We start from the raw sequence: 14,240 nt of genomic DNA, 5'->3' as shown, positions 1-14,240 counted from the left end.
AAGGAGCTGCGTTCCCATGTTGATTCGATACGTCACCGCCTTGTCGGCGGCCGGGCTGGCCTGGCCCGCGCTGGCCGCCGACATGGCCCTCAAGGTCGAGATTCCCCGCCTCGCGGTGGCGGAGTACCACCGCCCCTACGTGGCCATCTGGATCGAGAAGCCCGACCAGTCCTTCGCGGGCAACCTGGCCGTCTGGTACGACATCAAGATGCGCAACAACGAGGGCACGAAGTGGCTCAAGGACATGCGTGCCTGGTGGCGCAAGAGCGGGCGCGAGCTCACCATGCCGGTGGACGGCATCAGCGGCGCCACGCGCGCGCCCGGCGAGCACACGGTGCAGTTCGCCGACGCCACCGCCCTCGCCAAGCTGGCCCCGGGCGAATACCAGCTCGTGCTCGAAGCCGCGCGCGAAGTGGGCGGGCGTGAGCAGGTGAAGGTGCCCTTTGTGTGGCCGCCCAAGGCAGCCACCACCACACAGGCCCGTGGCGAACACGAGCTCGGCGCGGTCAGCGTCACCGTCAAACCCTGATTCCCGACTGGAGACTTTCATGAACATCACGTCCGTTCGCGCCCGCGCGCTCACCGTTGCCGCCACGCTGGCGCTCACCTTGCCCTTCGCTGCGCAGGCGCACCGCGCCTGGCTGCTGCCCTCGGGCACCATCTACTCGGGCCAGCAGCCGTGGGTGTCGGTCGATGCGGCCATTTCCAACGACATTTTTTATTACGAGCACAACGCCGCCGGCCTGGACAACCTCCTGGTGATCGGCCCCGATGGCCAGCCCGTGCAAGCCGAGAACCAGGCCAAGGGCCGCTACCGCAGCGTGTTCGACGTCAAGCTCTCGCAGCAAGGCACCTACCGCATTGCGTTGGTCAATGACGGCCTCACCGCGAGCTTCAAGGTGGGCACCGAAACCAAGCGGCTGCGCGGCACGGCCGAGTCGCTGGCCAAGGAGATCCCGGCCAACGCCGAAGACCTCCGCGTGAGCCAGTCGCAGAACCGGGTGGAAACGTTTGTGACCTCGGGCAAACCCACCACCGAAGCCCTCAAGCCCACGGGCCGCGGCATCGAACTGGTGCCCGTGACGCACCCCAACGACCTGGTCGAGGGCGACACCGCCACCTTCCGCTTTCTGGACAACGGCAAACCGGCGGCCGGCTATTCCGCCGCCGTGATCCTGGCCGGGCTGCGCTACCGCAGCGAGCTGGGCGAAATCCGCCTGACGACCGATGACAAAGGCGAGATCCAGGTGAAGTGGCCCGCCGCCGGCATGTACTGGGTGAACATCGCGCCGCCGCGCGCCGCCGGCATGGGTGGCCCTGGCGGCCCTGGCGGCCCTGGAGGTCCGGGTGCCGGTGGCCCGGGTGTGGCCGCTCCTGCCGGCCCGGCTGGCACGCTGGCCGAGCCGGTGCGCCGCTCGGGCTACAGCCTCACGCTGGAAGTGCTGCCCCGCTGAACGCCCGGCGCGTGCCGGCATGCCCCGGATCCCTGCAGGGCTCCGGGGTGGTTTTTTTGTTCCTACCTTCCTCCTCATGAACCGCGTGCTCGTGCCCTTGCAGATGGACGGCGCCATGCCCCTGCTCGGGGCACGGGTGCAGCAGCTGGATGGCCAGACCATGGGCACCACCTGGCAGGTGCGCTGGGTGGGGCAGGGCAACGGACCGCAAAGCCAGCAGGCCGAGGCCGTGCGCGTGGCCGTGCAGGGTGTGCTCGACCTCGTGGTCGCACAAATGAGCACCTGGTTGCCCGGCTCCGACCTCGACCGCTTCAACCGCGCTGGCGCCGGCAGCCGGCATGTGCTGCCCGAGGCCATGGCCGATGTGCTGGACGCCGCGCTCTGGCTGGCGCAGGTGTCGGGCGGCGCGTTCAACCCGGCGGCCGGTGCACTGGTGAACGCATGGGGCTTTGGCCCGAGCCCGCGCTACACCGACCCCGGTTTTGCGCCCCCGGACAGCGAGGCCGTGCAGCTTGCGCTGGCCCGGCAAGACTGGCGCCGCCTGCGCTGGGACCGCACGAAGCGCGAGGCGCAGCAACCCGGCGGCCTGCTGCTGGACTTTTCCGCCATTGCCAAGGGCCACGCGGTGGACCTCGTTTCGCGCCGCCTCGCGGCCATCGGCATCGGCCACACCTTGGTGGAGGTGGGAGGCGAGCTGCGCGGCCAGGGCCTGCGCCCCGACGGACAACCCTGGTGGGTCGATCTGGAAACCCCACCGACCTGCGCAGGACAGGCGCCGCTGCCCACCACCCGTGTGGCCCTGCATGGGCTGTGCGTGGCCACCTCGGGCGACTACCGCCGCGTGTACACCCACGGCGGCCAGCGCCTGCCGCACACGCTGGACCCGCGCCACGGCCAGCCCGTGTCGCATGGTCTGGCATCGGTGAGCGTGGTGCACACCGAATGCCTGTGGGCCGATGCCTGGTCCACCGCGCTCACCGTGCTCGGTGTGCAAGACGGCCTGGCACTGGCCCGCGCCCACGGCGTGGCGGCGCTGTTTGTGCAGCGCGAGGCCGATGGACGATTCACCGAAACCCTGTCCCCCGCCATGGAGGCCCTCGCCGAATGAGCAGTGAAAAAATGTGGCAGGCGCTGGCCACCGTGCTGTGCTACGCGCTTCTGTGTGGCGCCATCGCCTGGCAGCACCGGCGCCGCCAGCGCGCCGCGCAGCGTCGGGTGGACGCGCTGTTGCCCGCCACCCCGGGAGCGCCCGCGTGGTGGGTGGCCTACGCCAGCCAGACCGGGCAAGCCGAAGAACTCGCGCTGCAAACCGCGCAGGCCCTGCACACCGCTGGCGTGCCGGTGCGCCTGGCGCCGCTCAGCCAGCTGCGTCTGGCCGACCTGCAGCAGGCCGACCGCCTGCTGTGCATTGCCAGCACCTACGGCGAGGGCGACCCGCCCGACAGCGCCGTGGCGTTTGCAAGGCATGTCATGGGCCAGGTGGGCGCGCGGCTTGACCACCTGCACGTGGGCCTGCTCGCGCTGGGCGACAGCACCTACGCGCAGTTCTGCGGCTTTGGCCGCGCGCTGGACCAGTGGTTCAACGCCGCCGGCGCGCAGCCCCTGTTTGACCGCATCGACGTGGACAAGAGCGATCCCGAAGCGCTGCAGCGCTGGCGCCAGCACCTCGCGCACCTGGCCGGCACCAACGACCTGCCCGACTGGGAGGCGCCCGCCCTGCAACCCTGGCGCCTGCAGGCCCGCGAGCACCTCAACCCCGGCAGCGAAGGTGAGGCGGTGCACCACCTTGAGTTGGTGCCCGAGCACGCGCCGTTGCCTGCGTGGCAGGCCGGCGATCTGGTGCAGGTGGAAGTGCCCACGGCACCCGGCGCGCCGCGCGACTATTCCATCGCCTCCGTGCCGCAAGACGGTGCCGTGCACCTCCTGGTGCGCCAGGCCCGCCGCGCCGACGGCAGCCCGGGCCTGGCCTCGCACTGGCTGCTGCAGGCCGCGCCGCTGGGCGCCACCGTGATGCTGCGCGTGCGCGCGCACAGCGGCTTTCAGATCGGGGACAACGCCAGCCGGGCGCTGATCCTGATCGGCAACGGCACGGGGCTGGCGGGTCTGCGCGGGCACATCCACGGCCGCCTGGCGGCTGCGGGCCACCTCAATGACGCGGCCACGGTGCCGCGCCCGTCCAGCGTGGCGCCCATGTGGCTGCTGTTCGGCGAACGCCACGCGCACGCCGACGCGCACCACCGCGCCGAAATCGACGCGCTGGCGGTGCAGGGCTGGCTCAGCCGTGTCGACTGGGTGTTTTCACGCGACCAGCAGCAGCGCCGCTACGTGCAGCACGCGCTGGCCGAATCGGCCGACGACGTGCGCGCCTGGGTGGCGCAGGGCGCAGCCCTCTACGTGTGCGGCAGCCTGGAGGGCATGGCGGGCGCGGTGGACGACACGCTGCAGCAGATCCTGGGCGAAGCGACGCTGCAGCAGCTCGCACAAGCCGGCCGCTACCGCCGCGACGTGTACTGAGCGCAAACCTCAGCCTGAAGAAGTGCCCACCCAGAATGCCGCGGAACTGGCTCCGCCAGGCCGCAGGCATTGCCCCCTGGGGGGTGACGCGCGCAGCGCGGCGCGGGGGGGGTCAAAGTGCCACCCACTGCTGCAGGAGCTTGTGGTAGTGGCCCGTCAAGGCCACCACCTCGGCGCTGTCGCCCAGCTGGTGGCGCAGCTTGAGGAGGGTCATGTCCAGCTCGAAGAGCATCGAGCGCCGCCACGCATCGCGCACCAGGCTCTGCGCCCACAGGAACGACGCCACGCGCGCGCCACTCGTCACCGGCTCCACGCGGTGCAGGCTGGTGGAGGGGTAAATGATCGCGTCGCCCGCATCGAGCTTGACCTCGTGCGTGCCGAAGCTGTCTTCCACGATCAGCTCGCCGCCGTCGTACTCGTCGGGCCCGCTCAGGAACACGGTGACGGACACATCGGTGCGCACCTGCTGGCCCGTGAAGCGGTCGGTCTGGATCGCGTTGTCGATGTGGTTGCCGTACTGCCCACCGCCTTCGTAGCGGTTGAACATGGGCGGCAGCAGGTGGGCGGGCAACACCGCCGAGGCAAACAGCGGGTGGCGCTGCAGCGCCGCCGCGATGCGCTGCGACAGCGGCGCGAACGCGGGTGACGCGGTGTCGAGCTGCAGGTTGCGTTTGACGTGGGCCGCCTGCGGCCCGGTGGTGCGCAGGCCATCCACCCAGCCCTGGGTGTCGAGCGTGTCGCGAATGTGGGCCACTTCGGTGGCGGTCAGTACCTGGGGAATGTGCAGCAGCATGGCCTGGGGTTCCTGAAACGGGCAAAGGCCCGCGGTGGGCGGGCCTTTGCAGCGCGAGCGTTGCGCCCGTTGGGCGGGATCAGAACTTCACGTTCGCGGTGAGCGCGGCAGAGCGGGGCGCGCCCAGGGCCAGGCGGCCACCGCCGTTGTTCACCGTCATGAGGTATTCCTTGTCGAACAGGTTGTAGACGTTCAGGCGCAGGTTGACCTTGTCGGTGAGCTGGTAGCCCACCATCGCATCGGCCACCCAGTACGCAGGCACGTTGGGCAGGTTGCCCTGCGCGCCGGCGGCGTTGACGAAGCGCTTGGCTTCCGAGGTGTAGCGCGTGCCGAAGCCGAGCGTGAGCTTGTCCAGCTGGTACGAGGTCCACACGGTGGCGGTGAGGTCGGGCGACCAGCGCACGCCGGTGGTGGTTGCGGTGGCGGTTTGCTGGTTGATCTGCTTGGTGCTGGTCTTGGCCAGGCCCGCGGTGATCTGCCACAGCCGGGTGATCTGCCCCACCACCGACAGCTCGATACCTTGCACCTGCGTCTTGCCCTCCTGCACCGACGCGTTGGTGATCGGGTCTACCGTCACCTGCTTGTCGTTGGTGGTGCGAAACACCGCGGCCGCCACGTTCAGGCGCTTGTCCATCAACTCCCACTTGGTGCCCAGCTCGACGGTGTTCGTCTGCTGCGGGTCCAGCGCGGCGTTGGCCTGGTTGCCGGCGGTGGCGCTCAACTGGAAGTTGTTGGCGCCCGGTGGCGTGGCCGAGGTCGCGATGGACGCGTAGATGCTGCCGTTCTCGGCCGGCTTGTACACGCTGCCGATGCTCGCGCTCATCAGGCTGCGCGTGTCTTCCAGCGCGGTGCGCACACCGGCGGCGGTCACGTTGTCCGTGCTGAGCTTGTAGACGTCGGCGCGCAGGCCGCCGTTGATGGACCAGCGCTCGTTGAGCTTGGCATCGTCGAACACGTACGCGCTGATGGTGTTGGTGGTGCCGCTCGTGATGCCGCCCGTGCGCGGGCCGAACACGTACATGCTCTGGAACGGATCGGGGTTGTAGAGGTTGGCCGCCGGGGTGCTGGCCGCCACGGCCGTGCCGTGGTCAAAGCTGTTCTGCTTTTCGTGCAGCAGCTCCACACCTGCGGCCAGCGAATGCTGCATACCGCCTGCGCTGAACCGCGTGCTCACGTTGGTCTGGTTGGCCAGGATGGTGTTGTCCTGGTCCACGCGCTGGCGCGAGCGGTTCACGGTCCAGGCCGACAGCGCGCCGGTGGTGGTGATGCCGGTGGTGCCCGTGTTCACGCCGGTGAGCGTGCGGTCCATGTGCGTCTTGCCGTAGCGCGTGATGTTGCGCACCGTGGTGCCTTCGCCCAGGTCGTGTTCGACCTTCACTGTGAACATGTCGGCGTCCACCTTCTCGCGGTCGTTCACGCTGCCGTAGAAGTTTTCACGGCGCACCTTCGGGCCCGTGACCGAGGTGTAGCCCTCGTAGCCAATGCCGGGAATGCCGCCGTCGGGCACATTGTTCTGGCGCAGGTGCTGGCTGTAGAGGAACACGCGGGTGGGCGTGTTCAGGCCGGCCGCATACGACAGGCCCACGCCATAGCCCTTGTTCTTCACATAGTCGCGCCCGTCCACACCGCTGTCTTGCGCCATGGCATTGAGGCGGAAGGCCGAGGTGTCGCTGAGCTGCTTGTTCAGGTCAACGGTGGCGCGCTTGCGGCTGGCCGTGCCGATGGTGCCCGACGCGCTGTTCTCGTCGCCCAGGTGCGCCTGCTTGGAGATCAGGTTGATGAAGCCCGACGCCGCGCCGCGGCCGGTTTCAGCACCCGCCGCGCCCTTGACGATTTCCACCTGCTCCAGGTTGAAGGTGTCGCGCGTGACCGCGCCGAGGTCGCGGATGCCATCCACAAAAGTGGACTGCTGCAGCGAGAAGCCGCGCAGCTGGAAGGTGTCGCCGGCCGAGGTGTTGCCGTTTTCGCCCATCTGCATGGTGATGCCGGGCGTGTTGCGCAGGGCCTCCATCAGCGTGACGGCGCCTTGCTCTTCCAGCACCTCCTTCTTGATGATCTGGATCGTCTTGGGCGTGTCCACCAGCGGTGCGGTCATCTTGTCGTTGGCCGATGTGTCGGCCTTGTAGGGCACATCGGCCGCTTCCTTGACGGTCACGGTGGGCAGGGTGGTGGTCTGCTGTGCCATGCCGGCGGCAGGCACCGAGGCGGCGAGAAGGGCGAGGAGGTGAACGGGCGTGCTGTGTTTGCGGCTGCGAATGGAGGCCATGAAAAGTCCTTGCGGGTGCGATGGTGTGTTGGCTGGCGTGCTCGCATCGCGCCCGCACGGCCGGCAGGGCGCGTGTCGGGTGGAAAGGCTTTGGCTGGCTTCGAAACGAATTATCTCAAATAAAAATCATTCCTATTCACATTTGTTCCACTTTGTTGTGCGCGTGCGTCACCCAGAAAGCACAACGCCAGGACCGTGAGGCCCTGGCGCTGGTCTTCAATGCCTGGCGAAAAAGGTCAGAAGGTCAGGTTGGCCGTGACCCAGAGCCGGCGGCCTTCGAGCATGTTGTTGTAGAGCGCGGCGTAGGCGTTGGGGGCGTACTGCGCGTATTCCAGAAAGTCCTTGTCAAACAGGTTGTAGAGGGTGGCGCTGAGCGTGAGCGATTTGTTCACGCGGTAGCTGCCGCCCAGGTGGAACTGCGTGGTGGCCTTGTAGTCGCCCAGCGCTGCGCGCGCGGCCGCACCGGCGGCGGTGGTGTTGTCGCGCCAGCGCGAGCTGCGGTATTCGGCGCTCACCCAGGTGGTGAGCTTGTCGTCGACCTTCCAGTCCAGCTTGGCGTTGAGCATGTGCCGCGGCGTGTTGTAGAGCGGCTGCCCGGCGCTCACACCGCTCTTTTGCTCGCTGCGGGTGAAGGTGTAGTTGGCCGTGGCGTGAACGCCCCGGGCCACGGGCACGCGGGTGGACAGCTCGAAGCCGCGCGTCTCGGCCTCGTCCACGTTGACCGATTGCCCATACGTGTCCACCGCAGGCCAGTTGCCATAGTCCACGCAGCCGGGGCGGTTGGGTTGTGCCGCGAAGCTGCAGTTCAGCAGCCCGGTGCCGGTGGCGATCTTGTCCTTGAACTGGTTGAAGAACACCGTGGCGCCGAGCGTGAAGCCTCGCTGGTCGTCAAACAGCGTGCCGAACTCATACGAGGTGCTGGTCTCGGGTTTCAGCGATGGCGTGCCGATGGTGGGGCGCGTGCCCTGGCCCGTGAAGCCGGTGATGCCATCGGCCAGTTGGTCCAGGCGCGGCGTCTTGAAGCCGCGGCTCACGCCGCCCTTGACGGTCCAGTTCGGGTTGGCTTCCCACACCGTGTAGATGCGCGGGCTGAACTGGGCGCCGAACTGGCTGTGGTCGTCGTAGCGCGCGCCCAGCGTGAGCGCCAGATCGGGCCGCAACCGCCATTCGTCTTCGCCGAACACCGCCCACTGGGTGTGCGTGTAGGGCGCGGGCGCCACACCGTCGACCATTTCAGCGTCCCAGTGCTGCGCGCCCACGGTGAGCAGGTGCGACTCGCCCACGGCGGTGATCAGCTTGGCATCGACGATGCGGTTTTCGGCGGTGAGCGTGCGCGCGCTGCCAGGCACCCGGCCCGGCGTGCCGTTGGGGATCGTGCGGCCGATGGTTTCGGTTTCGTTGTGCGTGAGGCTGGTTTCCAGCCTGCCAATGCCCAGGTTGGCGTTGTAGGCCAGCACCGTCTGCTCGCGGTTGAACTTCTGTTGGTCGGTGTAGCCCTGCACGCCCAGCGTGCCCAATTGCGCCGCCGAGTTGTCGTACACCTGCCGTGCGGTGTCCAGGTCCAGGTACAGCTCGTGGTCGCGCGTGGGGGTGAGCGTGAGGCGTGCGCCGATGGTGTCGATGTCGGCCTTCACCGGGCTCGGGCCGCGTGTGCTGATGGTCGTGTTGCCCGCGTTGCCGGTGGGTTCCAGTTCGGATGCGGCGCGCTTGAAGGTGCTGGCGCGCAGCGTGAGACCGAGCAGGTCTTGCTGGATCGGGCCGCTCAGGTACACGTTGGCGCTGGCGTTGTCGCCGCGGTCGCGGTTCTCCTGCCAGGTGCCACTCAGGCTGACGGCGCCGGCCCACACCTTGCCCACCTTGCGCGTGATGATGTTGATCACGCCGCCCATGGCGTCTGAGCCATAGAGCGTGGCCATGGGGCCGCGAATCACCTCGATCCGTTCGATGGCGCTGATGGGCGGCAGAAAGCTGGTGGAGGTTTCGCCGAAGCCGTTGGGCGTCACGTTGCCGGCGGCGTTCTGGCGGCGCCCGTCCACCAGCACCAGCGTGTAGTCCGACGGCATGCCGCGAATGCTGATGTTCATGCCCCCGGTCTTGCCGACGTCGTTGCCGACGTCCACGCCCTCCACATCGGCCAGGGCCTCGGCCAGGCTGGTGGCCCGTTTGGTTTCCAGCACTTCGCGAGACACCACTGTGATGCTGGCCGGCGCCTTCTTGATGTCCTGCTCAAAGCCGGACGCTGACACCACGACCTCGGGCAGCGCGACAGTGGCCGCCTGACCATGGGCCGTGCCGTGCGCCAGCAGGAAGAGGGCGCAAGCCACTGCGGTGGCGCGCTGGGGCAGGGCGTGGTGGAACGAAATCGGCTGACGGCTGTCCGCCATGCGGGACGCATGAAACATCGGAAATCCTTATGTGTGCATGTACGAATGGAAATGGCTGGCGTGCTTCCACTCGAACCGCATCACAAAAGGACGGAAACGCAGGGCTGGCGGGCTGGCTACTGCGTTCATTATTACAAATGAAAACGATTCCTGTTAAGAATCACATAATTTTCTTATGGAGAACGGATGTTGATGGTTCCGGTCAGCAAGAAAATCTATGGGGTGGATAAACACTATCAATTCTCTGCCTTGGTAGTTATTTGCTATCATTCAGGCCGTTCCGATGCACGTACGCGTGCATTCCCGCCATTCACTCAACCAACCCAAGGAAAACCATGTCCCTGATCAACACCACGGTCCAGCCTTTCAAGACCACCGCCTTCCTGAACGGCAAGTTCATCGACGTGAGCGACGAGTCGCTGAAGGGCAAGTGGTCGGTCCTGATCTTCATGCCGGCCGCCTTCACCTTCAACTGCCCGACCGAAGTGGAAGACGCTGCCGACAACTACGCCGAGTTCCAGAAGCTGGGCGCCGAGGTGTACATCGTCACCACCGACACGCACTTCTCGCACAAGGTGTGGCACGAAACCTCGCCCGCCGTGGGCAAGGCCAAGTTCCCGCTGGTGGGCGACCCCACCCACACGCTGACCAACGCGTTTGGTGTGCACATTGCTGAAGAAGGTCTGGCGCTGCGCGGCACGTTCATCATCAACCCCGAAGGCCAGATCAAGACCGCCGAAGTGCACTCCAACGAGATCGCACGCGACGTCAAGGAAACCCTGCGCAAGCTCAAGGCTGCCCAGTACACCGCCGCTCACCCGGGCGAAGTGTGCCCCGCCAAGTGGAACGAAGGCGCCAAGACCATTGCTCCCTCGCTGGACCTGGTCGGCAAGATCTGATTGCCTTTGAACCGACATGAGGCTTTGCCTCATTCGTTTGTATTTCGAGAACACGCAGGCTCACAAAGCCTGCGTGGCTGCCCTCTGGCCGCCTTTCAACACGTGAGGAAGCCGGTTCCCAAAGTCGCTTGATAAAGGAAACACACCATGCTGGACGACACCCTCAAGGCCCAACTCGGCGCTTACCTCGAGCGCGTGACACAACCCTTCGAGATCGTTGCTTCCTTGAGCGACTCTGAGAGCTCCCGGGACACGCTGGAGCTGCTGCAAACCATCCAGGGGTTGCGCAGCGACAAGATCACCCTGAAAACCGACGGCCAGGACACCCGCCGCCCGTCGTTCTCGCTGCAGCGCGTGGGCAGCGACACCTCGCTGCGCTTTGCGGGCTTGCCACTGGGCCACGAATTCACGTCGCTGGTGCTGGCGCTGCTCTGGACCGGTGGGCACCCGCCCAAGGCCGAGCCGGACGTGATGGACCAGATCCGCGCACTGGACGGTGACTTCAACTTCGAGGTCTACATGTCCCTGACCTGCCACAACTGCCCGGACGTGGTGCAGGCGCTGAGCCTCATGGCCATCCTGAATCCAAATGTGAAGACCACGGTCATCGAAGGCGGCGCATTCCAGGACGAAGTGAATGCGCGCGACATCATGGCCGTGCCCATCGTGTTTCTGAATGGCGAGGTGTTTGGCTCCGGCCGCATGACGCTCGAAGAGATCGTGGCCAAGCTGGACGTGAACGCCGATGCGCGCGAAGCCGCCAAGCTCAATGCCAAGGACCCGTTTGACGTGCTCATCGTGGGTGGTGGCCCAGCCGGTGCTGCCGCCGCGGTGTACGCAGCGCGCAAGGGCATCCGTGTGGGCGTGGCCGCCGAACGCTTTGGTGGCCAGGTCAACGACACCATGGCGATCGAGAACTACATCAGCGTGCTCGAGACCGACGGCCCCAAGTTCGCCGCCGCGCTGGAAGCCCAGGTGCGCCACTACGACGTGGACATCATGAACCTGCAGCGCGCCGACAAGCTGATCCCGCCGGCCGAGCCCAACGGCTTGCTGCAGGTGCAGTTGGCCAACGGCGCGGTGCTGAGCGCGCGCAGCGTGATCCTGTCCACCGGCGCGCGCTGGCGCAACGTCAACGTGCCCGGCGAAGCCGAGTACCGCAACAAGGGCGTGGCCTACTGCCCGCACTGCGACGGCCCGCTGTTCAAGGGCAAGCGCGTGTCCGTGATTGGTGGTGGCAACTCAGGTGTTGAGGCCGCCATCGACCTCGCGGGTGTGGTGCAGCACGTGACGCTCATCGAGTTCGCCGACGCCCTCAAGGCCGATGCGGTGCTGGTGAGCAAACTCAAGAGCCTGCCCAACGTGGACATCCACGTGAACGCGCAGACGACCGAGATCACCGGCGCCAATGGCAAGGTCAATGGCCTGAGCTACAAGGACCGCGTGAGCGGCGAGGTGAAGCACATCGAGCTGGAAGGCGTGTTCGTGCAGATCGGTCTGGTGCCCAACACCGAGTTCCTCAAGGGCACGGTGGCGCTCAGCCGGTTTGGCGAGATTGAGGTGGACGCCAAGGGCCACACCAATGTGCCCGGCGTGTTCGCCGCAGGTGACTGCACCACGGTGCCCTACAAGCAGATCGTGATCGCCGCGGGCGAGGGGTCGAAGGCCGCACTCAGTGCGTTTGACCATCTCATTCGCCAGCCGGTGGCAGCGCCAGCGGAAGCGGTGCCGGCCTGACCCCGCACCCCTGGGCAGAAGGACAAAAGGGCCGCTTGACGCGGCCCTTTTCAATGGCCCGACGCGGCGGCGGCGCCGATGCCGGTTTCCGAGCGCACCTGCTGCGCCAGGAAACCTGCGCGGTCCACCTGGGCGCGCTGGCTCTTGTCCAGGACGGAGAACAGCCAGATGCCCACGAATCCGATGGCCATGGAGAACAGCGCGGGCGACGTGTAGGGGAAGAGGGCGGAGCCCTTGGGGTTGCCCAGCGTGGCCTCCCACACCGAGGGCGACACGACGGTGAGCGCCACCGACGACACCAGGCCCAGGAAGCCGCCGATCACCGCGCCTTTGGTGGTGCAGTCTTTCCACAGCACGCTCATGAAAAGCACCGGGAAGTTGGCCGAGGCCGCGATGGCAAACGCCAGTGACACCATGAAGGCGATGTTCTGCTTCTCGAACGCGATGCCCAGCACCACTGCCACGATGCCCAGGCAGACCGTGGTGACCTTGGACACGCGCAGTTCGGTGAAGGAATCGGCCTTGCCTTTCTTGAGCACGGTGGCATAGAGGTCGTGCGAGACCGCCGATGCGCCCGACAGCGTGAGGCCGGCCACCACCGCCAGGATGGTCGCAAACGCCACGGCCGAGATGAAGCCAAGGAACACGTTGCCACCGACTGCGTTGGCCAGGTGCACCGCCGCCATGTTGTTGCCGCCCAGCAGGCCGCCCTTGGCGTCCAGGAACTGCGGGTTGGTGAGCACAAAGGTGATGGCGCCGAAACCGATGATGAAGGTCAGCAGGTAGAAATAGCCGATCCAGCCGGTGGCCCACATCACCGACTTGCGCGCTTCCTTGGCGCTGGGCACGGTGAAGAAGCGCATGAGGATGTGGGGCAGGCCCGCGGTGCCGAACATGAGCGCCATGCCGAAGCTGATGGCCGAGATCGGGTCTTTCACAAAGTTGCCCGGCCCCATGATCGACTGCCCGATGGTGGCAGCCGCTTCGGCCACCTTGCCGTCTTTCAGGGCCAGGTCGGTCTTGATCTGCACGGCGCTGGCAAACATGGCCTCCGGGCTGAAGCCGAAGTGCAGCAGCACCATGAAGGCCATGAACGATGCGCCGCCCAGCAGCAGGCACGCCTTGATGATCTGCACCCAGGTGGTGGCGGTCATGCCGCCGAACAGCACGTACACCATCATCAGCGCGCCCACGATCACCACCGCGATCCAGTACTCCAGACCGAACAGCAGCTTGATGAGCTGGCCCGCACCGACCATTTGCGCGATCAGGTAGAAGGCCACGACGACCAGCGTGCCCGAGGCCGCAAAGATGCGGATCGGTGCCTGCTGGAAGCGGAAGGCGGCGACGTCGGCGAAGGTGAACTTGCCGAGGTTGCGCAGGCGCTCGGCCATCAAAAAGGTGATGACGGGCCAGCCCACGAGAAAGCCGATGGAGTAGATGAGTCCGTCAAAGCCCGAGGCCATCACGGCCGCAGAAATGCCGAGGAACGAGGCGGCCGACATGTAGTCACCCGCAATCGCCAGACCGTTCTGGAAGCCCGTGATGCCGCCGCCAGCGGTGTAGAAGTCGGACGCGCTTTTGGTTTTGGCGGCCGCCCACTTGGTGATGTAGAGCGTGCCCAGAACGAAGAGGGCGAACATGCCGATGGCCGTCCAGTTGGTGGCCTGCTTTTCAGCCTGGCCCAGGTCGGCACCTGCGGCCCAGACCGCAGCGGAGACGCCGAACAGCGCGAGCAGCGTGAACGCACGCCGAACGAAGGTGGGCAGGCGGCTCATTTCTGCACCGCCTTGGCCACGGCAGCCGAGAGCTCGTCGAATTCGCTGTTCGCCCGGCGCACATAGATCGCCGTGATGACGATCGTGAAGACGATGACGCCAAAGCCCAGCGGAATGCCGAGGGTCAGCACACCGCTGCCCACGCGTTGCGCGAGGAAGCTCTTGTCGAACGCCACCAGCAGGATGAAGCCGTAGTAGACGACCATCATGGCCAGCGTGAGCCACCAGCCAAAGCGCGTGCGCTTGGCCTTGAGTTGTTGGTAGAGCGGGTGGCCCGCAATTCGATGAACCAGGTCTTGTTCCATGCTTGTCTCTCGATGTGATGGGGGTGACATCGAGCTTGACGGCAAGGACTTACCGCGCACTGACCTGGCGCTGACGGCCAACTGACCCGAGACTTAATCGGCGTTAAGTT

At 66.5% G+C, this 14,240-nt stretch carries 11 protein-coding genes; 6 read left to right on the top strand and 5 right to left on the bottom strand.

Annotated features, from left to right (window positions below; all coding sequences use genetic code 11):
• Positions 1–16: 16 nt before the first annotated feature.
• From KXJ60_RS21500 to KXJ60_RS21485, 4 genes are all read left to right on the top strand, one after another.
• On the top strand, positions 17–529 hold the full coding sequence (locus KXJ60_RS21500) for a DUF2271 domain-containing protein (RefSeq protein ID WP_291132432.1): 513 nt from the start codon (positions 17–19) through the stop codon (positions 527–529).
• 19 nt (positions 530–548) lie between these two features.
• Positions 549–1,454, top strand: a complete 906-nt coding sequence (locus tag KXJ60_RS21495) for a DUF4198 domain-containing protein (RefSeq protein ID WP_291132430.1) — start codon at positions 549–551, stop codon at positions 1,452–1,454.
• A gap of 76 nt (positions 1,455–1,530) precedes the next feature.
• Entirely contained in the window at positions 1,531–2,562 is a 1,032-nt protein-coding gene (locus KXJ60_RS21490; RefSeq protein ID WP_291132428.1) for an FAD:protein FMN transferase, read from the top strand.
• A complete protein-coding gene (locus tag KXJ60_RS21485; RefSeq protein WP_291132426.1) occupies positions 2,559–3,968 on the top strand; it encodes a sulfite reductase subunit alpha in 1,410 nt (469 codons plus the stop codon). The genes KXJ60_RS21490 and KXJ60_RS21485 overlap by 4 nt, the downstream gene beginning before the upstream one ends.
• A gap of 112 nt (positions 3,969–4,080) precedes the next feature.
• On the opposite strand, the gene KXJ60_RS21480 is transcribed toward KXJ60_RS21485, so the two are convergent.
• From KXJ60_RS21480 to KXJ60_RS21470, 3 genes are all read right to left on the bottom strand, one after another.
• On the bottom strand, positions 4,081–4,761 hold the full coding sequence (locus KXJ60_RS21480) for a Fe2+-dependent dioxygenase (protein ID WP_291132424.1): 681 nt from the start codon (positions 4,759–4,761) through the stop codon (positions 4,081–4,083).
• Positions 4,762–4,840: 79 nt separating this feature from the next.
• Complete coding sequence (locus KXJ60_RS21475; RefSeq protein ID WP_291132422.1) at positions 4,841–7,027, bottom strand: catecholate siderophore receptor Fiu; 2,187 nt, start codon at positions 7,025–7,027, stop codon at positions 4,841–4,843.
• Between the two features lie 236 nt (positions 7,028–7,263).
• Complete coding sequence (locus tag KXJ60_RS21470) at positions 7,264–9,429, bottom strand: TonB-dependent receptor (protein WP_291132420.1); 2,166 nt, start codon at positions 9,427–9,429, stop codon at positions 7,264–7,266.
• 317 nt (positions 9,430–9,746) lie between these two features.
• On the opposite strand from KXJ60_RS21470, the gene ahpC reads away from it, so the two are divergent.
• Positions 9,747–10,310, top strand: a complete 564-nt coding sequence (gene ahpC / locus KXJ60_RS21465; RefSeq protein WP_291132418.1) for an alkyl hydroperoxide reductase subunit C — start codon at positions 9,747–9,749, stop codon at positions 10,308–10,310.
• Between the two features lie 147 nt (positions 10,311–10,457).
• Positions 10,458–12,047 (top strand): alkyl hydroperoxide reductase subunit F, encoded by a 1,590-nt coding sequence (ahpF, locus tag KXJ60_RS21460; RefSeq protein WP_291132416.1) that lies wholly within the window; start codon positions 10,458–10,460, stop codon positions 12,045–12,047.
• 50 nt (positions 12,048–12,097) lie between these two features.
• On the opposite strand, the gene KXJ60_RS21455 is transcribed toward ahpF, so the two are convergent.
• Together KXJ60_RS21455 and KXJ60_RS21450 are read right to left on the bottom strand one after the other, a co-directional pair.
• The gene (locus KXJ60_RS21455; RefSeq protein ID WP_291132414.1) at positions 12,098–13,825 is read right to left on the bottom strand and encodes a cation acetate symporter; all 1,728 of its coding nucleotides are present in this window, start codon (positions 13,823–13,825) and stop codon (positions 12,098–12,100) included.
• On the bottom strand, positions 13,822–14,130 hold the full coding sequence (locus KXJ60_RS21450) for a DUF485 domain-containing protein (RefSeq protein ID WP_291132413.1): 309 nt from the start codon (positions 14,128–14,130) through the stop codon (positions 13,822–13,824). Before KXJ60_RS21450 ends, KXJ60_RS21455 begins: the two co-directional genes overlap by 4 nt.
• Between the last annotated feature and the right edge of the window lie 110 nt (positions 14,131–14,240).

The organism is Hydrogenophaga sp. (genome assembly GCF_019264445.1).
Lineage (GTDB): Bacteria > Pseudomonadota > Gammaproteobacteria > Burkholderiales > Burkholderiaceae_C > Hydrogenophaga.
This window is presented reverse-complemented; position numbering and strand designations above follow the sequence as displayed.

Bases quoted from the DNA above. Each gene is read 5' to 3' on its own strand.
- KXJ60_RS21500 (WP_291132432.1), top strand. From the start codon at position 17: ATGTTGATTCGATACGTCACCGCCTTGTCGGCGGCCGGGCTGGCCTGG.
- KXJ60_RS21495 (WP_291132430.1), top strand. From the start codon at position 549: ATGAACATCACGTCCGTTCGCGCCCGCGCGCTCACCGTTGCCGCCACG.
- KXJ60_RS21490 (WP_291132428.1), top strand. From the start codon at position 1,531: ATGAACCGCGTGCTCGTGCCCTTGCAGATGGACGGCGCCATGCCCCTG.
- KXJ60_RS21485 (WP_291132426.1), top strand. From the start codon at position 2,559: ATGAGCAGTGAAAAAATGTGGCAGGCGCTGGCCACCGTGCTGTGCTAC.
- KXJ60_RS21480 (WP_291132424.1), bottom strand. From the start codon at position 4,761: ATGCTGCTGCACATTCCCCAGGTACTGACCGCCACCGAAGTGGCCCAC.
- KXJ60_RS21475 (WP_291132422.1), bottom strand. From the start codon at position 7,027: ATGGCCTCCATTCGCAGCCGCAAACACAGCACGCCCGTTCACCTCCTC.
- KXJ60_RS21470 (WP_291132420.1), bottom strand. From the start codon at position 9,429: ATGTTTCATGCGTCCCGCATGGCGGACAGCCGTCAGCCGATTTCGTTC.
- ahpC (WP_291132418.1), top strand. From the start codon at position 9,747: ATGTCCCTGATCAACACCACGGTCCAGCCTTTCAAGACCACCGCCTTC.
- ahpF (WP_291132416.1), top strand. From the start codon at position 10,458: ATGCTGGACGACACCCTCAAGGCCCAACTCGGCGCTTACCTCGAGCGC.
- KXJ60_RS21455 (WP_291132414.1), bottom strand. From the start codon at position 13,825: ATGAGCCGCCTGCCCACCTTCGTTCGGCGTGCGTTCACGCTGCTCGCG.
- KXJ60_RS21450 (WP_291132413.1), bottom strand. From the start codon at position 14,130: ATGGAACAAGACCTGGTTCATCGAATTGCGGGCCACCCGCTCTACCAA.